Consider the following 22,372-nt stretch of genomic DNA (forward strand, 5'->3'; position numbering starts at 1 on the left):
TGTCCTTTCAGCGGCGGAAGTAGTCTTCGACGTTGGTGAAGGCACGCAGGCCCTCGGGCGTGGCATTGCGGACGGGATCGTCCTCGGCCGTCACCGGCCCTCGCCATGCCGTGGCGCGCAGCGGGGTCACGCTCCATTCGCCGCGCGGATCGAGGACGTGCGGGACATTGGCGATCACCACGATCACGTCCATTTCCGCACGCAGCACCACGCTACGCCCCGGCGCGAAGGGGCCGACCTGCGGCGTGATCGTGCCGTCTGCCTCGATCTTCGCGCCCTTGAACAAGGTCACGCAGGGGTGAACGTCACGGCGGTTCAGACCGTGCTTGGCGGCACCGAGCAGGAACCTGTCGCGCCCATTCGGGAAGGCGCCGCTGTTACGACCCTCGCCGTACTTCGCGACATTGGTTGCAGCGTTGGAAGTGCCGCAGAACGTGTCGTGCGTACCGGCATCGTCTTCGAGAATACTGAACAGGACCCGGCCCATATCTGACAGCAGCAGTTTACCGGCGCCGAGATAGGCGTTCCACTGGATCTTGACCGTGTCAGCGACATTGAGCCGCTCTGTCGGCATCTCGGCATTGAAGACGAGCAGCGAGGCGCAGGCATCGCCCTGAAGGTCGATCAGGCGCAGGCGCGACCCGCGTGACAGCCGCCGCGTGGCATAGCCGCCCGCCGCGATGGTTTCCTCCCACACGAGGTCCGCGGTATCGACACCGCCGGGCAGATCGTCCGCCACCGGGGGCAGCACCGGCATGCTCTCGACGACGGTGCCGCCCTGGGCCCGCGCATGGTCCCGCGCGGCAAGCGGATCGGCCAGGGTCTGGGTCATGAAGGCGCTCCGATGCTTTGAATGTCTTCGTCGCCCTGATCGTAGAGCGGCGGCAGAAGGGACGTCGTGGTGACCAGCTCCAGTTGCTGCACCCCGCGTACCCGGCGAATGGCGTCGCAGAGTTCCTTCAGTCTTGCTGCAGGACCCTGCACGAGAAGAACTTCGAGTGACTGGTCGTCCTCCAGCACGACATGCTGCGAGGAGATCACTTCCTTGAGATAACCGGCCTGCGTCTGCGAGAGCTGGTGGCGCACCCGCCCGCGCTCGCTGCGGTAGACCAGGGTAATCGTTCCGGCGAACATCTCCTCCGGATGCATGAGCGAGCCGTGCTCCGTCAGAGCGTGGCGGATCAGTTCGGCGATCAGCTGGGAGCGGGAAGGCAGGCCGCGTTCCGCCACCATCAGGTCGAGCTGTCTGAAGAGATCTGCCGGGAGGCTCATGCTGAGCCGCGCCAGGCCTGTGGATTCGGAGCCCATGCCCACTCTCTTTTCAGTTATTACTATTTAGGTCAATCGTAATATTTTCCGTCTGTTCGGAATCGTCTTCGGCACGCTCGCGCATCGGCAGGTCGTAGACCACGGTGGCCCCGAAACGGTGCGGCGCGTGCGGGTCGTGACGGCGCTTGTCGAGCGCCAGAACACGGGTGCCGAGCGTGAAAGCCTCGCGGATATCGTGCGTCACCATGACGATGGTCAGCGACCGTTCCCGCCAGAGGCTGCGGATCAGCTTGTGCATGTCGGCACGGATACCGGGATCGAGCGCCCCGAACGGCTCGTCGAGCAAGAGGATGCGCGGCCGCTTCACCAGCGCCTGGGCGATCGCCAGACGCTGCTGCATGCCGCCCGACATCTGCGCGGGATAGAGATCGAGACTGTGCCCCAGGCCCACGGCCGTCAACATCTCCCTCGCCTCCTCCTCGGCGGCACGGCGGGCGCTGCCGAACAGGCGACCGAGTACCGGCGCCTTCTCGCACTCCATCCCCAGGATCGTGTTGCGCAGCGCGGAGAGGTGCGGGAACACCGAATAGCGCTGGAACACGACACCGCGGTCGGGACCGCATTCGGGCCTCAGCGGGGTGCCGTCCATCAGGATCGTGCCCTGGCTCGGCCCCTCCTGCCCTAGGATCAGGCGCAGGAAGCTGCTCTTGCCCGCGCCCGAGGGGCCGACGATGGAGACGAAGGATCCTTCCTCGATATCGAGGTTCAGTTTCTCGATGATGATGCGGTCGCCATATTCGACCCAGACATCGCGAAAGCTCAGCAACGTGCTCAATGGCTTTCTCCATGCGCCCAGGGGAACAGCCGCCTGCTGAGGAAAGTCAGCGCCACGTCCATGACGATGGCCAGAAGCGCGATCCAGGCGACGTAAGGCAGGATCACGTCCATCGACAGGTAGCGGCGCACCAGGAAGATGCGGTAGCCGAGGCCCACGTCCGATGCGATCGCCTCTGCCGAGATCAGGAAGACCCAGGCCGGTCCCAGCGCCAGGCGCATCGCATGGAGCAGGCGCGGCATGGCCTGCGGCAGGGCGACGCGGATCATGACCTGCCAGCTATTCGCTCCGAGGGTCTGCGCCTTGATGATCTGCTCGCGCGGCAGCGCAGCGACATGGGCGGCGATGTCGCGGATCATGACCGGTGCGATGCCGATCACGATCAGCGCCACCTTGGCAGTCTCGCCGAGACCCAGGGCGATGAACAGGATCGGCAGCAGCGCGATCGGCGGGATGACGGCAATGCCAGTGACCAGCGGGCCGAACGTGGCGCGCACCGGCGGCAGCACGCCCAGCGCCAGCCCCACCGTCAGCGCCATCAGCGTCGAGATGCCGAGGCCGATGCCGAGGCGCTGGATACTGGCCAAGGTATCGGCCCAGAACACCAGTTGCCCGGTCAGCTGGTCCGGCACGAAGAGCAGCGCTGCCATGCTATCGGCCATGGCGCCGGGTAGCGGCAGGATCTTGTCCGCCGGGTTCACCGCATGGCGGTTCGCCGCCATGACGATGTAGACCAGCACCAAGAGCAGGATCGGCACCGCGCCGAGGAGCAGCCGCCCCCCTCGCCCGACCTGACGATTCACCCAACGCATTGTCGTGATCCCGTTTTGGTTGATGCACGAGCCATCGACTGGCCCGAAGAACTCAAAGCTTGCCGTCAGCCGCCATCTTCATGAAGCTGTCGTCGAAGCGCAGCGTCACATGCTGGGCGTCGCCGAGCGTCTTGCCGCCGGGGAAGGCCATGCCCACCGCATCGGCCGAAGTCGCGCCCTTGAACAGACCCTTCGAGAAACTGAAATCGCGTACCCGCGTCATCGTCGTAAGCAGTGCAGGGGCATCCGTTGCCGCAACCGCCGCCTTCGGGTCGGAATAGAGATATGTCGTGCTGAGCTGGCTGTCGAACGCCTCGGGCGCGGAGCCTGCCAGCTTCGCCATCGCCGCGCGGGCAGCCTTGCCCTGGGCGTCCTGACGCACCATCAGCGCAGTCGTCTCGTACCAGATGCCGGCCAGCGCCTTGCCGAGGTTCGGATTGGCCTTGAGCGTGGCGGTATCCACGCAGAGCAGGTCGAGGATCTCGCCGGGAATGTCGGCGGAACTGAACACCTGCTTCGCGCCCGGCTGCGCCTTCATCGAAGTGAGCTGCGGGTTCCACGCGACCGCGACCTTGACGTCGGGGCTGGCGAAGGCACCGACGATATCGGCATCTCCGGTGTTGACCGTCTTCACGTCCTTGAGCTGCAGGCCGACCGAGTTGAGCCCCCGCGCCAGCAGATAGTGCGATACCGAAAGCTCGACCAGATTGACCGACTGCCCCTTGATCGCCTTCAGGTCGCCTGCACCCTTCATCAGGATGCCGTCGTTGCCGTTGGAATAGTCGCCGACGATGATGGCGCTGGTATCCTTGCCGCCCGCAGCCGGGATCGTCAGTGCATCCATATTGGCTACAGTGACACCGTCCAGCTTGCCCGCGGTGTACTGGTTGACCGATTCGACGTAGTCGTTGACCTGGACGATATTGATCTTGAGGCCGTACTTGTCGGCCCACTTCTTCACGATACCGGCCTGCTGGGCATAGGGCCAGGGCATCCAGCCCGCATAGATCGACCATCCGATATTGAATTCGGTGCGCTTGGGTGCTTCGCTCGGCCCCTGGGAGCAGGCGGCGGTAGCGAGCACCCCGGCCATCAGCGTGGCCCTGGCAATGCTGCGGATCGATACGATCATGACTCGGTCCCCTTTCGCAGTGCAGCATTGCCGCAATCGAGGACGTTGTCCATCATTAAAATATTACGCTGCGAAGATTCTGTAATACTGCATCGAGCCGCGCCATCCGGCAGTCTCCGGCCAGCCGCCGCGAAATTCAGACGACCTCTTGGCCTGCCGCCTGCGCCTTGCGCGCACGCCGCGCGGAGCGCCTGCCTGCTCCCGCGGCCTCACCTTTATCGTGGAGCGGCGGCAGCAGCGCCGTGGTCGTGACCAGTTCGAGCTGGTGCACCCCGCGGATCGCCCGCAGCGCATCGCACAGTTCCTTGAGGCGGGCCGCAGGCCCCTGCACCAGCAGCACTTCGAGCGACTGGTCGTCCTCCAGGAAGACATGCTGCGAGGAGATGACTTCCTTGAGATACTCGGCCTGGCTCTGCGCCAGTTGCTGACGAACCCGCCCACGATCGCCGCGATAGACGAGGGTGATGGTGCCGGCGAGCATTTCCTCGGGCCGGGTCAGCGCCTCATGCTCGGCAAGAGCGTGGCGAATCAGTTCGGAGATGAGTTGCGAGCGAGACGGCAACCCGCGCTCCTCCACCATCATGTCGAGCTGGCGGAACAGGTCGGCAGGCAGGCTCATGCTGAGCCGGGCCAGGTTGGCGGCATCGCTGCTCACGCGGCATCCCCTTCGGCCAAGGTAACGATCGGGGTAACAATCAGGCGGTACATCGGCTCCATGCCTACCGGCCGGCAAACGATCCGTCCAGAGTAGCTGGCCGTCCAGAACACGCCGCCACCTCATAAACCGCATCGATGCCAGCCATCGAATTATTACCATTGCAACAAAACGTATTATCGATACCGTTGCCATCATGGTGCGGGCAGTTTGGGGACCTTCCGTGGCGCAAGATTCAACATGCACTCCGCTGCCGGCTGCAAAGCCGCCGGAGCCTTATTATCCCAACGGCAATATCGCGCTGGGATACAACCTTCCCGGCGTGCGCAATACCGACAGCGCCGTATCGCTTCATCGCGGGCAGCCGGTCGTCCATGACTACGCCTGCGACGGACCGGCGCCCGGAACCCTTGCCTTCCGCTGGACCTACGGCTCGAACGTCGCGGCGAAGAACCGCGATCCGCGCGTCCAGGTGGTGCAGTACAACGAGGACACTTTCGTCCTGCGCCAGAACGTCTGCGTCCATTGGGAAGCGCCTTTCACCTACCTGCTGTTCGGCAATGCCGGCGCCTTGCTGATCGACACCGGCGCCACCGCCGATGCCCGGCACTATCCCCTGCGCGAGACCGTCGATGCCATCGTGACGCGATGGTGTCAGGCCCGGGGGCGTGCTTCGATACCGCTCACCATCGCCCTGACATCGGGCGAGGACATCGCGCAGAACCAGGGACTGGTGCAGTTCGCCGGACGCCCGGGAACCACAGTGGTCCCTAAGCCGCCCGCGGTCATGAAACAGTTCTACGGGCTTGGCGCCAGTTGGCCCTCGGGCATGGGCCGCATCGACCTCGGCGACCGGGTGATCGAGGTGATCCCGACGCCTGGCAGCCACAAGGACGGCGTCAGCTTCTACGATCCCTACTGCGACCTTCTCTTCACCGGCGATCTCCTGTTCCCCGGCAAGATCAACATCGGCAACGACCGCGATTTCCTGGCCTCGCTGGAGCGCCTGAGCGACTTTGCGGCGAGCAAGCCGGTCAAATGGCTGCTCGGCGGCCATGTCGAGATGATGTTCGTGCCGGGCCGGTATTACCCGCGCTTTGCCACCTACAAGCCCTATGAGCGGGTGCTGGAAATGACCCCGGATCTCATCGACGAGGCGATCGTCCATGCGCGCGCGGTCCAGGGCAAGGAGATGATGCTGATCCGCCCGGATTTCGTGCTGTGCAACGGCGTCAGCCCAGACCAGAAAACCAAGGTCTGGCCCGAAGGCGTGCCCAAGATCGACGCGCCGCACCCGTTCTAAGCCCTTCGAACACCAGGAACTCCATGATGGATCGCCGCACGTTCCTTGCCCACAATGCCGCCATCGCGGCCGTTCCCCTGACCGGCGCAGTGCTGACGGCGGCAACCGATGCCGCCTCCGCTGCCACCCGTCCGGCGCCGATCGATTTTCGCAGCAATCTTCCCGCGCCGGGCGCTTTTCCGAAGCGGTGGATCTGCGGCTCGTCATCCTGCATGGACAATACCGATCCGCCGGTGCAGGTTCACTGGTACAACCCGCATACGGCGATCCTGCGCCAGAACAAGGCCTACAGTTACGAGGCTCCCTTCGCGCCGCTCTACTTCGGCAACGACCGGGTGCTGTTGCTCGACGAAGGCTATGTGCAACTGCGCAGCGACTGCGACTATCGCGCCGCCGTCGACCAGTGCATCGATGAATGGTGCCGCCGCAACGGGCGCGATCCCGCCAGCCTGGAACTGCTGGTCGCCTTCACCCATCTCCACGCCGATCACTACGCGGCGACCAACCAGTTCGCCGACCGTCCGAACACCCGCTGCATGGGCCTGACCCACGAGGAAATGGTCGGGTTCTGGGGTATGACGAACTATCCGGAAGAACGCGTTTCCCTCGACCTCGGCGGGCGCGAGATCCTGATCTGGGGTTCTCCCGGCCATGTCGTATCCGAATTCGCCTATTACGACAGCTATACCCAGATCCTATATACCGGCGACATGTTCTACCGCGGACGCTGCTACATAAGCTTCTGGCAACCGTGGTTCGACAGCATGAAACGACTGATCGACTTCTGCGATACCCATCCGGTTACCCATGTCATGGGCTGCCATGTGGAGATCAGCAAGGACGGGCAGGACTACGCGTACGGCATGACCTGGCAGCCGGACGAGGCGCCGGTGGAAATGACCGTCCAGCAACTGCGCGAAGCCTATGCCCATGCGCAAAAGATCACCGAACCGGGTATTTACTTCACCGGCACCGTCTTCCTCTGCAACCAGACACGCGGAACGACGACCATCGATCGCAATCCCTATCGTTACGACTGACAGCGTGCAGCGAATCGCTTTCCCCGCACAGTCGCAGCGAATGACGCAGTTTCCGCGTTCGGGACTGCCGCGAACTCGGCAGATATCCGGCGTTTATAGACGATTATGGCCGGAAGCGGATCATGGTAAATTAATACTCTTGACGAGAAATGTAATATCCATACCGTGTATGAAGTCGCCTGGCAGAGCGATGAAAATCCGGGAGAGAGAATCTGTAACAACAGGCCGGTCCACCGGCCTGGAGGGGGGTTTTCGATGGAACAACTGCCAATCTCCAGTACGGTTCTCTCGGACGAAGGTTCGCGTGACGGACTTTCAGGTCCCGATCGGACCGCGAAGCAGAAGCTCTTCGACCTGATCCCGGCAACCTACATCGTCGCGATCACTGCGTTCTGGGGCCTGGCGCCAAAAGGGCTGGTAGAAGCCCCATGGACGCTGACCATCGTGACATCGCTGATCACGCTCAGCGTACTGGGGCTGGAATGGGTCAACGAACGCCACGCAGGCTGGCGCATGAACCGGCGGGAATTCCTCACCGACCTGTTCTACGTGGTGCTGAGCACGACCGCGATATCCTGGGCCTCCACGAAGCTGGCCGAAGATCCGCTGAAGGCATTGAAGGCCTCGCTCGGTATTTCGACCGAATGGGCGATGCACCTGCCGTTCCTGGTGCAGGTCGCCATGGTGATCTTCATCATCGAATTCGGGCAGTACTGGATGCACCGCCTGATGCACAATTTCACGCCCCTCTGGCTGACACATGCGCCGCATCATCACATCACCCAGCTCAATGCCGCAAAGGGCTATGTCGGCAATCCCATCGAACTGTTCCTGATCAGCCTGAGCGTGCTGGCCCTGTTCGATCTGCCGATCGCCGCCGTATTCTGCGGGGTGAACATCCTGGGTTCCGTTTCCACGTTCGCCCACGCCAATGTTCGCGCGGATCCGCCGAAATTCTATTCACTGATCTTCACGACGATCCGGCACCACAGCCTGCACCACTCTACCGACTACGAAAGCACCCGCTGCAATTACGCCAATTCGCTGATCCTGCTGGACCGTGTGTTCGGCACCTATCGCGAAGGAGAGGCCAGCGTGGTCGGGCAGGACGATCTCAAGCGCTTGTCGATCCGCGAACAGTTCGCCTTTCCTTTCAGGCCCCTGATCGATCGACTCATCCCCAAGGACAAGACGCATAATCCGGTTCGGACAGCCCATTGAGCGCCGAACCCACCAGATCCCCGATCGGCTGAGAGGTCAGGTCGGAAACGAGAGACGCACCGGCGCAACATCCGCGAAGATGGCCGGTGGTCATAAAAGAACTGTCTCCCGAAAGCCCGGCGCAGGCAGGCCGGACGCGGGAGCCTCAGACCAAGGACAGGGAAGCAACATGACAGATCGCGCGAAATTGAGGGCAGTTCTGCTGTCCGCGACGATATTCACCGGCACTCTGGCCGCGATGCCGGTTCTCGCACAGGACACCTCGGCCGTTGCCGCGGATTCGGGTGATGCCATCGTCGTCACCGGCACCCGCCGCGCCACGACGATCATGGACACGCCGATCAACATCTCCGCCATCGGCGCCGAGGAACTCAACCGCCAGCGCATCGACGACGTGCGCGATCTGGCCGATTTCACGCCCGGCCTTACCATCTCGGACACCGGCCCGGGCTCTACCGGCTCGATCGTCCTGCGCGGGCTCAATGCTTCGGACGTCAGTTCGGACGGCCTGAACTACGACGACTCGCTGGGCATCTATCTCGGCGAAGTTCCGCTCTACTACGACTTCAAGCTGCTCGACATCGCCCGCGTCGAAACCCTGCTCGGGCCGCAAGGCACGCTCTACGGTCTCGGCACGCTGGCCGGCGCAATCCGCTACATTCCCAACCGTCCGAACACCGACGCCTGGGAAGCCGAAGGCCACGGCCGCCTCTACGCCAAGGGCCATTCGGACAACTTCGGCTACCAGGCCGACGGAATGATCAACATTCCGCTGGTGCGCGACCATGTCGCGTTCCGTTCGGCCACCGGCTACTACTACGACCCGGGCTTCATCGATTACCCGCTGCTGCTCCAGACGCCCGGCGTTTCGCTGCCGCAGCCGGGCGGCACCCAGGGCGTGACCCAGCCGGAATTCGCCGCCAACCTGCGCCGCCGCGAGGACGTCAACTTCGAGCGCACCTTCACCACGCGCAACCAGTTGCTGCTCCAGACCACCGAGGACCTCAAGGCGATCTTCACGTATGCCTTCCAGCGCACCAAGACCGACGGCGCGCAGTCCAACAGTGCCGGTGTCATGGGCACGGGCAAATACCAGAACGCCAGCCGCTACGAGGAGCCGGTGAACCGCCGCGCCCACCTCGCAAGCATGGAAATCGACGCCAACATCGCCGATATCGTCGATCTGGTCTCGACCACGGCCTATACAAACGTGCGCAGCCGTTCGCAGAGCGACAACACCGACCTCCTGCTCGATCTCGACTACGACTACGAACTGTTCCCCGCCTTTTCGAGCTGGAACGAGAGTGACGGTCGCCGCAAACAGTTCAACCAGGAAATTCGACTGGTTTCGCGCCACGGCGGCCCGTTCAACTGGGTTCTCGGTGGTTTCTACAACCGGCAGAAGTACCATAACGACTACGCCGAGCACGTTCCGGGCCTTTCGGACTTCTACGGCGTAACCGGCAATCCCGACGACCTCGAATATGTCAGCTACACCAAGTCGAAAGTCACCGAAAAGGCGATCTTCGGCGAAGGCACGCTGAAGATCACGCCGTCATGGCAGGTGACCGGCGGCGCGCGCTACTTCAAGTATACCTCCGACGTCCAGGGCGCGCTCGTGCTGCCGCTGCTTGGCGATCCGCTCAGTCCCTATGACGTGGACGCTGCGGGCGGCAAGGCGAAGAAGGACGGCTGGGTGTGGAAGCTCAACACCTCGTACAACTTCACCCCGGATCTCATGGTCTACGCGACCTACAGCAAGGGCTACCGCATCGGCGGCCCGAACCGCGTCGCCCCCTGCCCCGATCCCGTACCGGCCAACCAGCAGAACGCCTGCGCCCTTCCGAACGAAGTCCAATTCGGCCCCGACAAGACGAAGAACGCCGAGATCGGCGTGCGCATGCAGTTGTTCGACCGCAAGCTGGCGTTCAACTTCGACGTCTTCCACATCAAGTGGGACGGCATCCAGGTCGACTCCGCCACTTACTACGGCGTGACCGGAATCACCGTGAACGGCGGCTCGGCCAAGTCGCAGGGCTTCGAAACATCGTTCCAGTTCAAGCCGGTGCCGGAACTCTCCATCCAGGGCACCTACTCCTACACCGATGCCAAGCTGACAGAGGACGTTCCGGGCATCATCACCATCCGCACCACGCCGAACGACTATGACGGACGGCCCAAGTTCACCCAGCTCGACGCGCTCGACGGCGACCGCCTGCCGGGTTCGGCCAAGAACTCGGGCAGCCTCGGCGCGACCTACACCGTCCCCGTGGGCGAAGGCAGCGTGAGCGCCAACTGGACGGCGACCTATCGCGGCAACGTGGTTTCCCGGATCGGCTGGGATCGCGGGTACGGCGACAAGATTCCCAGCTATGTCCTCCACCGTGCCAGCCTGACCTACGAAACCGACAAGTACTCCGTAAGCCTGTTTGCGAACAACATCTTCGACAAGTACGCCGTCGTCTCAGTGGGTCAGGATCGCTCGCGCATCGGCGTCAACGACGGGGTTGCGGTGCGCTACTATCGCCAGGCCGTGATCACTCCACGCACGGTCGGCGTCGAGGCCCGGATCAAGTACTGACCGGACCTGCCGAAGAGACGCCGCCGCTCGAAAGGGCGGCGGCGTCCTGCTATGCGGTCGCTATTCCCTGCTCTTCCAGCCAGGCGCGGGCCGGTGCCAAGGCCTCTGCATGGGCCCGCCACTTGCCGATCCCGTCGCGGTTGATAGGCCGCCGCACTTGCGCAGCGCTGGGAGTTGCCACCGCCGCGCGGTTTTCATGGAACGACAGGCAAGCCTCGTCCCATTCCAGTCCGCAATGCGCCAGCAACCGGCGCGTCTCCCCTTCCTGATCGGCCACCAGCCCCTCATAGGACAGTTGCAGGACGGCGCCCGGCCACAGCCGCTCCCACAGCCCCATGAGCCGGTCGAACCGCGCATAGTAGCGCGCCGTATCCATGAGATCGTAGGAATAGGCGTAGTAGGCCGACTGGCTCGCGAACAGGTTCTTGTAATTGCTCCAGAGCGTATCCAGCGGTGCCCGCCGCAGGCAGACCACCCGCGCATCCGGCAACGCCCGCAGGATATGGCCGATGTAGAGGAAGTTCGCCGGCAGCTTGTCAGTGAAGCGGGGCTTACCCTGTCCACAATGAACTCTGGCCCGCGCCAGATAGGCCTCCCCCAGCGCGGCCGGATTGATCGCGCCGCTCGCCGCGACGGTATCGGCATCGAGCACGCGGCGCGACGATGTGCCCGCCTGCTTCTTCACCGCCAACGGCATCGCCTGCAACTCGCCCGCCGCCTCGACTTCCGGGTGCGAGGACAGGATGCGATCCACCAGCGTCGTACCGGTGCGCGGCATCCCGACGACGAAGATCGGTGCTTCCCCGTACCGCCCCTCGCCTTGTGCCAGCGAGGCCGGTCCACCGGAAAACAGCGCTTCGATCGCATCGAATATCGCCTCATCCTGCCCGAAGTCGTAGCCGATCGCCTGTTTCTGCGCACGGTTGGCTGCGGAGAGATGGCGCAGGGAAGCCGCCGGTTCGCCAAGGTCTTCCAGTTCCTTGGCCAAGGCATAGCGGATACGCAAGTCGTCAGCGGGAAGCGAAGCCTGCGCCAGGGCTGCCTCCAGCCGCGCGACGTTATTGGCCTCGGCTGTCTGGCGCGAGAGGATCGCCAGCGCATAGTGCACGCGCGCATTGCCGGGATCATGCGAGAGGATCATCTCGTAGTGAGATCGGGCCTGATCGACCTTGCCGGTGAACCCGCTCGCCGCAGCCAGATTGTAACGATATTCGGCATTCTGCGGATCGCGCTCGACCGCAGCGGCGAAAGGCGCCAGCGAACCCTCGTGATCGCCCAGCCGGGCCAGAACACAGCCGATCGTGTCGAACGTCAAAGCATCCCCCGGTCCGGCCGCCATCGCCCTGGAAGCAGCGGACGCAGCCTGATCCTCACGTCGGACCAGGACGAGCAACTTCGCCAATTGCGCCAGATACTCGGCCTTGGCGCCCCGCTCGACGGCAGCTTCGATCAGAGGGATTGCCTTCACCGCATGGCCGCCCTCGGCCAGGACCATCCCAAGCAGGAAATAGCCCTCCGGCCGATCCGGCGCGGCATCTATCAACCTTTCCGCCATCGGCACCGCCTCTGAAAGATCTCCGCGCGCAATGGCTCTGCGGACTTCCAGCTCAGACATCGAGCGGGCACGTACAAGAAAGCCAAACTTTTCGTTTCATCAGCACCTACACCGTCTCTCCGTCAGCCAGGCGAGAAAATCGCCCCGGCCATCATGAGCCTGCCGAGCGGCGTTACGCCGAGAATGTGGAGCTGACCCGATTCCGCCCTTCCTGCTTGGCTGCGTAGAGCAACTTGTCGACCGCATCACAGAAGTGGAGCGCATCCCCCTCGAAAGGCGGAATCACCGTCCCGACGCCGACACTCGCGGTCACGAAAGCGCTGCAACTGGACCTTTCGTGCCGGATATGCAGGCCCTCGATCACCGCGCGGCAACGCTCCGCCAGGACGGCCGCCGCAGCTTCGCTCGTTTCCGGAAGCAGGAGGACGAACTCCTCGCCGCCATAGCGGGCGACGATGTCGCGAGGGCGCCCCCCGATCTCCTTCAGCGCGCCGGCTATCCTGACCAGACATTCGTCGCCCTGAATGTGGCCATAGAAGTCATTGTAGTCCTTGAAATGGTCGATATCGAGCAGGATCAGCGAAAGGGGATGCTGACCGGTCTGGGCCGCTTTCCACTCCGCCTGAAGCCGTTCGTCATAATGGCGTCGATTGGAGGTCGCGGTCAGGCCATCCTCGAACGAAAGAGCCTCGAGCTTCTTCTGCATCTTCATCAGTTCGTGCTCGATGCGCTTTCGCTCGCTGATGTCGAACATGAAGCCGACCAGGCTATCGACCTCTCCATCCTCGCCGCGCACCACATGCACTACGTCACGGATCCACACATAGCGGTCATCCTTGGTCAAGGCCCGGTAGTCCGCCTCGTGATCCTTGCCTGCGACCGACTGCGAGACGCAAAAGTTGACCACATGTTCGCGATCGTCGGGATGGATCCGGGATGCCCAGTCGTCCACCGACATCCAGCTGTCCTGGGACCAGCCGAGGAGCGGTTCGATCTGCGGACCTATGTACGCGAACCGCATCGTTGCCCAATCGATCTTCCATGGAATGGCCAATGTCGATTCCAGCAGGGTCTTGTAGACGGCAGGGTCGACTTCCAACCCCGGCGCGGCAGCGGTCAGCGAGTCTTTGGCAGCCATGGTTGGGTTCATCGAGGATCCGGTCCTGTAAAATCGTTTCAGAGGCATTGCCGCGGAATCGCGTCACGCCATTTATCTTCCGGCAGGCAGATTTCCACAAGGTTAAGCGTCTTCTGGATGCGGGCCTGACCAAAACCGACAATGCCCAACCGAGGATGCCTTGTCACGAGACAGTAACATTCAATGCCGATAGGCCCGGAATGTCCCAGATATTCCAGCACCTCCCCCTCCTCACATATTCACGCCGTAGCGTCATCGGAGGCGCCCTTGCCGCGGGGTCGCTGTTTTCGATCGGCGTCCACGCCGCCGCCGGCTTGCCCCAGGGCCTGTTCTCGCTCGGCGTCGCTTCGGGCGATCCCGAACCCGACAGCGTCATTCTCTGGACCCGGCTCGCGCCGCAGCCGATGGAGCCCGATGGCGGCATGCCTGCCGTGCCGGTCCCCGTGCGCTGGGAAATCGCCGAGGACGAAGCATTCGCCCGCATTTCAAGGTCCGGCATGGCGCGGGCCGAACCGCACTGGGGCCATTCGGTCCACGTCGATGCACGCGGACTGCGCCCGGGCCGGACCTACTTCTACCGCTTCATCGCCGGAAGCGAAGCAAGCCCGGTCGGGCGTACACGGACTGCGCCGGCGCGCGGCGCGGCGGTCGATCGCCTGCGCCTCTGCTTTGCCTCCTGCCAGAAGTACGAAGCTGGCTTCTATGCCGCCTGGCGCCATGTCGTGGAGGAAGATCCCGACCTGATCCTCTTCCTCGGCGACTACATCTATGAAGGCGCCCCAAGCAAAAAGGACGCGGTGCGCCTGCACCGCAATCCCGAACCCATGGACCTCGCGGGCTACCGCGTGCGCTATGCGACCTACAAGCTCGATCCGCTTTTGCAGGCCGCTCACCATGCCGCTCCCTGGGCCTTGACCTGGGACGACCACGAAGTCGCCAACGACTATGCCGGCGCGCTGGACCAGGGCAACGGCGATCCGGTCGCCTTCCTGCGCCGCCGGGCGGCCGCATACCAGGCCTATTACGAGCACCAGCCGCTCCGCGCCCGCCCGCCGCGCGGCCCGGACATGCGGCTCTATCGCACGCTCGACTGGGGCAGCCTGGCGCAGTTGCAGATCATTGATGACCGCCAGTATCGCGGCCCCCATGCCTGCCAGCCGCCGGGCCTGGTCGAAGCGCACAAGCCCTACCTCAGCAAGATTTCCGACTGCGCCGACCTTTACGATCCCGCCCGCACGATGCTGGGCGCCGCGCAGGAGAAGTGGCTGGACGAGAGCCTCGGCAAGACGACCGCGCAGTGGAACCTGCTCACCCAGCAGACCCTGATGCGCCAGACGGTCCAGCATTATCAGGACGGCAAGGCTGAGTATTCGGCCGACAACTGGTCCGGCTATCCGGCCGCGCGCGACAGGATATTCCGCCGCTGGGCCGAGGCCGGAACCAGTAATCCGCTGGCGCTCGGCGGGGATATCCATGCCTTTGCGGCCGCCGACATCCAGAATCCCTATCGTCCGGATGGCGCGCCGATCGCCTCCGAATTCGTCGGCGGCTCGATTACCTCGCTGCGGCCCGATCCCGACTTCAAGTCGCTTGCCGCCACCAATGGACTGGCCTTCGCCGAGAACGAGGTGCGCGGCTACGGCCGGCTCGATATCGATGCGAAAGGGGGAAGCGTCACCTATCGCGGCCTGGCGGACGCCCGGCGCGAGGATTCCGCGATTTCCGACATCGCCCGCTTTTCGCTGGAGGCCGGAAAGCCCGGCCTTCATGTCGAAACAGTCTGATCCGGTAAAAACACGGATTGTAACAATAGAGACATGTTAGCCGAATATCGGGCGCCTCACGCAAGTACGTCCGGCTTAAAATCATAATTTTATTGCCCGATTATTCCCTCTCGGTCCGCCGTGGAGGGGGCGTGGTTGCGCGTCCATTCCACAGGGGGAATATTCGAATGCCCGTTTCCATCGCTCGCCGCCAGATCGGCACATTCCTGTTGCTGTCCGCGAGCCTGCTGCCGATCGCGGCGACCTCCGCCCATGCCGAAGAGGCTGCAATCGGAACCGAGAGCGCAGCCGACATCACCGTCGTCGCCCGCAAGCGTTCGGAAAACGCCCAGACCGTGCCGATCCCCATCACGGTCATCGCCGCTGAGGAACTGAAGCGCCAGAACCTCACGAACTTCACCAATTTCCAGAACAAGTTCCCGGCCTTCTCGGTCTACCTGACCAATCCGAAGCAGCTCAACCTCGGCATTCGCGGCATCGGCAACAACGGCTTCAACACCGACGGCATCGACGGCTCGGTCGGGGTCTTCGTGGACGGTGTCTACACCGGCCGCCAGGGCATGGTCTCGAACGACTTCAACGACATTGCCGACGTCGAATTGCTGCGCGGGCCGCAGGGCACCCTGTTCGGCAAGAACACCACGGCCGGCGCCGTGCTCATCAACACGCTGAAGCCGGAATTCGAACTCGGCGGTACCGGCGAAGTCAGCTTCGGCAACTTCGGCCTGCGCGAGGTCAAGGCCAGCATCACCGGGCCGCTGATCGCCGACAAGCTGGCGTTCCGCGTCTCCGCCTTCGACAGCGACCGCGACGGCACCTACCGCAACCTCTACAACGGCAGCCGCCAGAATGCGCGGCAGGGCTCGGGCATTCGCGGCCAGTTGCTGGCGACTCCGACCGACAACCTCTCGATCCGCCTGATCGGCATGCATGGCGAGCAGGACTTCAACACGATGTCGCCGGTGATCCTGTCGGTCTACAACCCGGCGGCACTTCAGGCCCGCATGGCGGCGGCCGGCTATACCCTGCTGACCAGCAATGCCAAGGACCGTTACGTCAACATCGACGGCGCCCTCAACGCCCAGACCAAGGCCAATTCGGCCAGCGGCGAAATCAACTGGGACCTGGACGGGATCGGCACCTTCACCTCGATCACGGCGTGGCAGAAGTGGTCCTGCTTCACCAACAACGACAACGACTACACCCAGCTCGACGCCATCACCGACTACGGTTCGTGCAACAAGGAACGCCAGTTCAGCCAGGAACTGCGCTGGTCCACGCCTGCCGACCAGCCGGTGGAGGCGACGCTGGGCGGCTTCCTCAGCCGCCAGCGCCTGCAAGTCGATTCCCGCATCGAATTTGGCCCCCAATACAACATCTGGGCCGCCAACCCGAGCGCGACGGCCTTCTCCACCGTTGGCGGCAGGACCTGGGCGCAGGGCGCCTATGCAAGCCGGCTGGACGGCTTCGGCATCGCCAGCCAGGCGGTATTCCACACCGATACCGATGCGCTGTTCGGCAATGTCACCTGGCACCCCGACGCTGCCCGCAACCTCTCGATCGACGTCGGCCTGCGCCAGACCTGGGAGCGCCGCTCGCAGCTCTATGACGGTCAGGTCGTTTCCAACCCCGGCAACCTCAACACCGCACAAATCAACGCGATGTCGGCCGCGGGCGCCAATGCCCAGCTCGGCCATGTCGACACCAGCCTGAAGGACAGCGCGCTCTCGGGCGAGGCGGGCATCAACTACAAGGTCACGCCCAGCATCTTCCTCTACGGCAAGTATGCGCGCGGCAACAAGTCGGCGGGCTTCAACCTGCTACCGATGGTCGACGCCCAGGCGATCGCCGTCGGCGCCGGACAGACCGTGAAGGGCGAAACCGCGGACAACTTCGAAGTCGGCATCAAGGGCACGTTCTTCGACGAGAAGGTCCTGCTCAACCTCACCGCCTTCCACACCAAGGTGAAGGACTACCAGGCCAACCAGGCCGTGGGCGTCGGCAATACCGCGCTCAAGTTCCTGTCGAACGTGGGTTCGGTGACATCGAAGGGCATCGAAGCGGAAATGCAGACGTGGCTGCTGCAGGGCCTGCACACCAAGGGCTTCGTCGCCTACAACAAGGCGACTTATTCCTCGTTCCACAACTCGGTCTGCCCGGCGCAATCCACCGCCCTCACCTGCGACCTCACCGGCCGCCAGGTCGCCTGGGCACCGAAGTGGACCGCGGACTTCACCGTCGACTACACCGTGCCGATCAACGACAGCACGCAAGTCTACGGCCTCTTCGACGTGAACTGGCGCTCGAAGCAGAACACCACGATCACGCTCGATCCCTCGGCCGAAATCGGCGGCTATGCCCTCGCCAGCGCGCGGGTCGGCACCCTGCTCGACAATGGCCGCCTCGACGTACAGTTCTGGGCCGAGAACCTGTTCAACAAGGCCTACTTCATCAACCTGCTGGGCTATACCAAGTCGACCGGCATCATTCAGGGCTATCCGGGCAATCCCCGTACTTACGGACTGACCGTTCGCGTAAAGATGTAAACCGGGAGCGAGGCAGGCGGCATGTCGCTTGTCTCGCCCAACCCTCGGCTCGGGAAGAAGCCAAGGCGTGGAGCCTCCGGCTCGAGACGGCAACGCGGTAGTTCGACGGAGCCGGGAGCAATGACCGCCAGGACCCATCTTGCCATCTCCGTTAGCCGGCACGCTTGGCCCGCTTGACTAAGTGTCAGTAATGAATGGTTATTACGCAACAAAAATGACCGCAGGCTGTCATAGTTCAGCCCTAGCGCCGACCCCAGCGATTGATTGAATCGTTTGCACAAACAGTTCGGGGTTTTCACGATGTCAGGTTCGCGCCTCTTGCTCTCGACACTTTCGCTGAGCGCCATGGCCACCGCCTCACTGCTGGCCGCGACGCCAGCTTTCGCAGCCGATGCCGCTGCAAACGCCGCCTCCGCCGATGTCGGTGACGCCAACGCCGATGACGATGCTTCCGGCGCGGGCGGCGCGATCATCGTGACCTCGGCGAAGACCACGCGTTCGGCCACCGAACTGCCGGCTGCGGAAATCCAGAAGATCCTGCCCGGTATCTCCGCCTTCGGTGCGATCCAGACCTTGCCCGGCGTGATGTACCAGACCGCCGATCCGTGGGGCAACAACGAGCAGAACATGTCGCTGTTCATCCACGGCTTCGCCATCAACCAGTTGGGTTACACGCTCGACGGCCTGCCGCTCGGCGATCTGTCTTATGGCAACATCACCGGTCTCACGCCGCAGCGCGCCGTCATCTCCGAGAACATCGGCAATGTCACCGTCGCCACCGGCGCGGGCGATCTGGGCATTCCCTCGCTGAACAACCTGGGCGGCGCGATCGAGACGACCTCGTCCGATCCGCTCAAGCGCATGGGCGTTCAGATCGCGCAGACGGTCGGCAGCTACGACACTTCGCGTACCTTTGCCCGGATCGATTCCGGCACTTTCGGTGCGGACCAGGGGTCGAGCGCTTATATCGCCGCTGCCCGCCAGCGCGCCCGCGCCTGGGACTTCAACGGCAAGCAGGGCGGTTGGCAGGTCAACGCCAAGTACGTGCACGAGAACGATGCCGGCAAGCTGACCGCGTACTTCGACTATTCCGACAAGCAGGAACCCAACGAGGACGGCACGACGACTTACGTCAACCCGACCACTGCGGCCCAGGCCTACGCCCCCTATGTCCGTCCTTACCTCTATCCCGACTGGCAGGCGGCGCTGGACTATGTGGATGCCAACGGCAACACGCCCACGGCGGAAGGCAGCAACTACCGCAACTATTTCTCTGCCGCGCTGCGCACCGACTACCTCGGCTACCTCAAATATGACGCCAACCTCACGGACAATGTCAGCTGGTCGAACCAGGCCTACTATCACCACAACGACGGCCAGGGTGTGGTCGCCGGTCCGCTTGGCCAGTCGCTCTCGGTGGCGAAGGCCTATTACCCGACCCTTTCCATCGGCGAGCTGGTCGATGCTACCGGCGGCAGCGGCTACATCACTCGCGTGACGCAGTACCGCGTCGATCGCGGCGGTCTCGTCTCCACCCTGCGCGCGCAGGTCGCCAACCACGCCATCGAATTCGGCGGCTGGTACGAGCGCAACAGCGGCACCATCTGGCGCAACTGGTACGCGCTCGACGTCGATAACCCTACCGATCCCTACCACTGGCAGCACGATCCGCTGTTCACCCAGTACCAGATGGAGTATCGCACCGACACGCTGCAGCTGCACCTGCAGGACAAGTGGGAAGTCTCCGACAAGCTGACCGTCGAGGGCGGCGTGAAGACCAGCCTGGTCCGCGCCAAGGGCTGGTATCCGATCCAGCCGATCGCGGGCTCCTATTCGGGCATGGTTGGCGGGTTGCCTTCGGGCACGATCACGACCAGCAACTGGTTCCTGCCCGCGATCGGTGCGAAGTACGACTTCAACGGTTCCGAACAGGCCTATTTCAACGTTCAGAAGAACATGCGCAACTTCGGCACCGCGCCGTGGAGCACCGGCAGTCAGGCCGCGTTCGACTATTTCAAGGAAAGCGGCAAACCGGAAACCTCGTGGACCTATGAAGCGGGCCTGCGCAGCCGCCACGTGTTCCCCGGCTCGTTCCTCTCCTCGTTCGATGCGCAGGTGAACTACTACCACGTCGATTTCTCGAACCGACTGCTCGCGGTCAGCACGACGGTCGGCGGCCTTGGCGGCAGCTCGATCACGGGTGGCACCACCTCTCTGTTCAACGTCGGCGGCGTGACCACCGATGGCGTGGACGCGGCGTTCACGCTGGGCCTGGGCGGCGTGGTGTCGATCTACGAAGGCCTGTCGTACAACAACTCGAAGTACAACGACGACTATTCCAACGGCACCACCACCTATGCCACGGCCGGAAAGCAGATTCCGGGCAGTCCGAAGTGGATGAGCAAGACCGTCGTCTCTGCCAATATCGGCCCGTTCCAGGCCCAGTACACCGGCATGTATATCGGCAAGCGCTATGCCACCTATACCAACGATGGACCCGTGAAGTCCTACTTCATGTCCAACGGCCGCATTGCTGTGGACCTGCCGGCCGACCTCTTGCACCTGCAGAAGGCCTCGCTCGCGCTGAACGTCACGAACATCTTCGACATCAAGGGCGCCTCGACGATCTCGACCAGCCAGCCCAGCTCGGTCTATGCCGTCTATCCGATCGCGCCGCGTCAGTGGTTCCTGACGCTTTCGGTGGGAATGTAAGCATGGCGGACACCCCCCTCTCACGGCGCGCTCTGATCCGGGCCGGAGCCGGTGTCGCAACTGCGGGGGTCGCGCTTGGCGCGGCTCCTTCGGTCTTGGCGGCAACCACCGGGGCTTCAGCCCCGAAGACGAAGCCGCTCGTCATCGCCCATCGCGGTTGCTCGGCGCTGCGGCCCGAACATACTCTGGCCTCCTATGCCCTGGCGATCCAGCAGGGCGCGGATTTCGTGGAACCCGATCTGGTCTCCACCAAGGACGGCGCGCTGATCGCCCGGCATGAAAACAACATCGCCGACACCACCAATGTCGCGGATCGTCCCGAGTTCGCGGACCGGCACACCACCAGGATCATCGACGGGCAGACGGTCACGGGCTGGTTCACCGAGGACTTCACCCTCGCTGAAATCAAGACCCTGCGCGCGGTGGAACGACTGAAGGCCATGCGCCCGGAAAGCAACGCCTACTCGGGCCAGTTCCAGTTGCTGACGCTGGAAGAGATCGCCGATTTCGTGGCCGCGGAGAGCGCCGCCCGGGGCCGCACGATCGGCCTGATCCCCGAGATCAAGCATTCCTCCTACTTTGCCAAAATCGGCCTGCCGCAGGAACAGCGCTTTCTCGACCGGGTGGCGAGGAGCCATTACCTCTCGACCGCGCCGGTCATCGTGCAAAGCTTCGAGGTCGGCAACCTCAAGTGGCTGCGCCCGCGCATCGGTGCCTACAGCAAACTGCAATTGCTGCAGCTGACGATCCCGCTCGACATGCGCCCGGCGGATATCGCGGCGGCAGGCGGCACACTGACCTTCAACCAGATGCACACACCCGCCGGTCTTGCCGAGATAAAGACGTATGCCGACTGGGTCAGCCCGATCCTTCAGGGAATCATTCCCTTCGGCGATGCCACCGGCAAGACCGGACCGCTCGGCAAGCCGACCACGCTGGTCCGGGATGCCCATGCGGCGGGCCTGCTCGTCTCCACCTGGACCGTGCGTCCGGAAAACAAGTTCCTGCCAACCGATTTCCAGGGCCCGGGCAGCGATGTCGCACGGCAGGATAAGGCCTGCATCGCCTACATGCAGCGCCTGATCGCGACCGGCATCGATTCCTTCTTCACTGACGATCCCGGCCTTGGCCGCCAGGCCGTCGACCGCGTCGCTTGATCGCAATGGCTTCCCCCCGGTTTAGAGCAGTTGATCCGAAGCAATCGGATCGAAAACCGCTCTAAACCGGGGGCGCCGAACGGCTATGGGGATTGCCGGAGGCCCTAAATCCCGAGAGAAAGCGGAAAAGCGTTTTCGATGAACAAGGCGACGAGCCAGTTTGCCTCCGTTCGCCAGCGGACTGTCAGCATGGTTCCGGATCATGCGCAGTTCACCTGTGCTAATCGAATTGTCTGAGAATATTCGATAGCTCTGGCCGCAGACGCTGGATTTCGTCGCGATGCGTGGCAGACAGCTCTTCCAAAATCCCGAGAGCCTTGTCCGTCAGGCGGAGCAATGCACGGCGGCGGTCATTTTCGGCCGTTTCTCGCGTGATCAACTCCAGTCCCGCCAGCCGATCTACCAAGCCCGTCGCGCTGTGCGGTTTGAGCACCAGTTGGTCGGCGACATGCCCGACGGTGGCCTGATCGGGCTGCGCCGCGCGGATCGCCAGCAAGGCCTGATGCTGCTGGGGCGTCAGCCCCACGCGCGCGGCATGGGCCTCGCTAAACGCCAGAAATCGGCGGATCGTATGGCGGAATTCGGCCAGCGCCGCATAGTCGGCATCGTCCAGTGCGGTATCCATCGCCGTC

At 63.4% G+C, this 22,372-nt stretch carries 17 protein-coding genes; 8 read left to right on the plus strand and 9 right to left on the minus strand.

What is annotated here, in order from left to right; all coding sequences use genetic code 11:
* Positions 1-7: 7 nt before the first annotated feature.
* From V7066_RS01230 to V7066_RS01255, 6 genes are all read right to left on the minus strand, one after another.
* Entirely contained in the window at positions 8-832 is an 825-nt protein-coding gene (locus V7066_RS01230) for an urea amidolyase associated protein UAAP1 (protein WP_334181429.1), read from the minus strand.
* A complete protein-coding gene (locus V7066_RS01235) occupies positions 829-1,308 on the minus strand; it encodes a CopG family ribbon-helix-helix protein (RefSeq protein WP_334181430.1) in 480 nt (159 codons plus the stop codon). The genes V7066_RS01230 and V7066_RS01235 overlap by 4 nt, the downstream gene beginning before the upstream one ends.
* Before the next feature lie 13 nt (positions 1,309-1,321).
* A complete protein-coding gene (locus tag V7066_RS01240; RefSeq protein ID WP_334181431.1) occupies positions 1,322-2,104 on the minus strand; it encodes an ATP-binding cassette domain-containing protein in 783 nt (260 codons plus the stop codon).
* A complete protein-coding gene (locus V7066_RS01245; protein WP_334181432.1) occupies positions 2,101-2,916 on the minus strand; it encodes an ABC transporter permease in 816 nt (271 codons plus the stop codon). The genes V7066_RS01240 and V7066_RS01245 overlap by 4 nt, the downstream gene beginning before the upstream one ends.
* A gap of 52 nt (positions 2,917-2,968) precedes the next feature.
* Positions 2,969-4,048 (minus strand): putative urea ABC transporter substrate-binding protein, encoded by a 1,080-nt coding sequence (locus tag V7066_RS01250; RefSeq protein WP_334181433.1) that lies wholly within the window; start codon positions 4,046-4,048, stop codon positions 2,969-2,971.
* A gap of 136 nt (positions 4,049-4,184) precedes the next feature.
* A complete protein-coding gene (locus V7066_RS01255; RefSeq protein WP_442947287.1) occupies positions 4,185-4,667 on the minus strand; it encodes a CopG family ribbon-helix-helix protein in 483 nt (160 codons plus the stop codon).
* A 259-nt stretch (positions 4,668-4,926) separates the two neighbouring features.
* Between V7066_RS01255 and V7066_RS01260 the strand changes: the two genes are divergently transcribed.
* From V7066_RS01260 to V7066_RS01275, 4 genes are all read left to right on the plus strand, one after another.
* Entirely contained in the window at positions 4,927-6,006 is a 1,080-nt protein-coding gene (locus V7066_RS01260; protein ID WP_334181435.1) for an MBL fold metallo-hydrolase, read from the plus strand.
* Between the two features lie 23 nt (positions 6,007-6,029).
* The gene (locus V7066_RS01265; protein ID WP_334181436.1) at positions 6,030-7,046 is read left to right on the plus strand and encodes an MBL fold metallo-hydrolase; all 1,017 of its coding nucleotides are present in this window, start codon (positions 6,030-6,032) and stop codon (positions 7,044-7,046) included.
* A 255-nt stretch (positions 7,047-7,301) separates the two neighbouring features.
* The gene (locus V7066_RS01270) at positions 7,302-8,267 is read left to right on the plus strand and encodes a sterol desaturase family protein (protein WP_334181437.1); all 966 of its coding nucleotides are present in this window, start codon (positions 7,302-7,304) and stop codon (positions 8,265-8,267) included.
* A 169-nt stretch (positions 8,268-8,436) separates the two neighbouring features.
* Complete coding sequence (locus V7066_RS01275) at positions 8,437-10,848, plus strand: TonB-dependent receptor (RefSeq protein WP_334181438.1); 2,412 nt, start codon at positions 8,437-8,439, stop codon at positions 10,846-10,848.
* A 49-nt stretch (positions 10,849-10,897) separates the two neighbouring features.
* On the opposite strand, the gene V7066_RS01280 is transcribed toward V7066_RS01275, so the two are convergent.
* Positions 10,898-12,463: a tetratricopeptide repeat-containing sulfotransferase family protein gene (locus V7066_RS01280; protein WP_334181439.1), complete on the minus strand. Its 1,566-nt coding sequence runs from the start codon at positions 12,461-12,463 to the stop codon at positions 10,898-10,900.
* A 112-nt stretch (positions 12,464-12,575) separates the two neighbouring features.
* Complete coding sequence (locus V7066_RS01285) at positions 12,576-13,541, minus strand: GGDEF domain-containing protein (RefSeq protein WP_334181440.1); 966 nt, start codon at positions 13,539-13,541, stop codon at positions 12,576-12,578.
* 200 nt (positions 13,542-13,741) lie between these two features.
* Between V7066_RS01285 and V7066_RS01290 the strand changes: the two genes are divergently transcribed.
* The 4 genes from V7066_RS01290 (at position 13,742) to V7066_RS01305 (ending at position 21,740) form a co-directional block, all read left to right on the plus strand.
* Positions 13,742-15,325 (plus strand): alkaline phosphatase D family protein, encoded by a 1,584-nt coding sequence (locus V7066_RS01290; RefSeq protein ID WP_334181441.1) that lies wholly within the window; start codon positions 13,742-13,744, stop codon positions 15,323-15,325.
* A gap of 167 nt (positions 15,326-15,492) precedes the next feature.
* Entirely contained in the window at positions 15,493-17,871 is a 2,379-nt protein-coding gene (locus V7066_RS01295; RefSeq protein ID WP_334181442.1) for a TonB-dependent receptor, read from the plus strand.
* 300 nt (positions 17,872-18,171) lie between these two features.
* Positions 18,172-20,583 carry a TonB-dependent receptor gene (locus V7066_RS01300; protein WP_334181443.1) on the plus strand — a complete coding sequence of 804 codons (2,412 nt, stop codon included), beginning with the start codon at positions 18,172-18,174 and terminating at the stop codon, positions 20,581-20,583.
* Positions 20,584-20,585: 2 nt separating this feature from the next.
* Positions 20,586-21,740 (plus strand): glycerophosphodiester phosphodiesterase family protein, encoded by a 1,155-nt coding sequence (locus V7066_RS01305; protein ID WP_334181444.1) that lies wholly within the window; start codon positions 20,586-20,588, stop codon positions 21,738-21,740.
* Positions 21,741-21,960: 220 nt separating this feature from the next.
* Here V7066_RS01305 and V7066_RS01310 read toward each other — a convergent pair whose 3' ends face one another.
* A complete protein-coding gene (locus V7066_RS01310; protein ID WP_334181462.1) occupies positions 21,961-22,365 on the minus strand; it encodes a MarR family winged helix-turn-helix transcriptional regulator in 405 nt (134 codons plus the stop codon).
* Between the last annotated feature and the right edge of the window lie 7 nt (positions 22,366-22,372).

The organism is Novosphingobium sp. (genome assembly GCF_036820275.1).
Taxonomy (GTDB): Bacteria; Pseudomonadota; Alphaproteobacteria; order Sphingomonadales; family Sphingomonadaceae; genus Novosphingobium.

What these genes read in the sequence shown, in the direction of transcription:
- V7066_RS01250 (WP_334181433.1), bottom strand. Translation starts at nt 4,048, where the DNA reads ATGATCGTATCGATCCGCAGCATTGCCAGGGCCACGCTGATGGCCGGG.
- V7066_RS01245 (WP_334181432.1), bottom strand. Translation starts at nt 2,916, where the DNA reads ATGCGTTGGGTGAATCGTCAGGTCGGGCGAGGGGGGCGGCTGCTCCTC.
- V7066_RS01280 (WP_334181439.1), bottom strand. Translation starts at nt 12,463, where the DNA reads ATGTCTGAGCTGGAAGTCCGCAGAGCCATTGCGCGCGGAGATCTTTCA.
- V7066_RS01285 (WP_334181440.1), bottom strand. Translation starts at nt 13,541, where the DNA reads ATGGCTGCCAAAGACTCGCTGACCGCTGCCGCGCCGGGGTTGGAAGTC.
- V7066_RS01255 (WP_442947287.1), bottom strand. Translation starts at nt 4,667, where the DNA reads ATGAGCCTGCCTGCCGACCTGTTCCGCCAGCTCGACATGATGGTGGAG.
- V7066_RS01290 (WP_334181441.1), top strand. Translation starts at nt 13,742, where the DNA reads ATGTCCCAGATATTCCAGCACCTCCCCCTCCTCACATATTCACGCCGT.
- V7066_RS01295 (WP_334181442.1), top strand. Translation starts at nt 15,493, where the DNA reads ATGCCCGTTTCCATCGCTCGCCGCCAGATCGGCACATTCCTGTTGCTG.
- V7066_RS01265 (WP_334181436.1), top strand. Translation starts at nt 6,030, where the DNA reads ATGATGGATCGCCGCACGTTCCTTGCCCACAATGCCGCCATCGCGGCC.
- V7066_RS01235 (WP_334181430.1), bottom strand. Translation starts at nt 1,308, where the DNA reads ATGGGCTCCGAATCCACAGGCCTGGCGCGGCTCAGCATGAGCCTCCCG.
- V7066_RS01310 (WP_334181462.1), bottom strand. Translation starts at nt 22,365, where the DNA reads ATGGATACCGCACTGGACGATGCCGACTATGCGGCGCTGGCCGAATTC.
- V7066_RS01270 (WP_334181437.1), top strand. Translation starts at nt 7,302, where the DNA reads ATGGAACAACTGCCAATCTCCAGTACGGTTCTCTCGGACGAAGGTTCG.
- V7066_RS01305 (WP_334181444.1), top strand. Translation starts at nt 20,586, where the DNA reads ATGGCGGACACCCCCCTCTCACGGCGCGCTCTGATCCGGGCCGGAGCC.
- V7066_RS01300 (WP_334181443.1), top strand. Translation starts at nt 18,172, where the DNA reads ATGTCAGGTTCGCGCCTCTTGCTCTCGACACTTTCGCTGAGCGCCATG.
- V7066_RS01230 (WP_334181429.1), bottom strand. Translation starts at nt 832, where the DNA reads ATGACCCAGACCCTGGCCGATCCGCTTGCCGCGCGGGACCATGCGCGG.
- V7066_RS01275 (WP_334181438.1), top strand. Translation starts at nt 8,437, where the DNA reads ATGACAGATCGCGCGAAATTGAGGGCAGTTCTGCTGTCCGCGACGATA.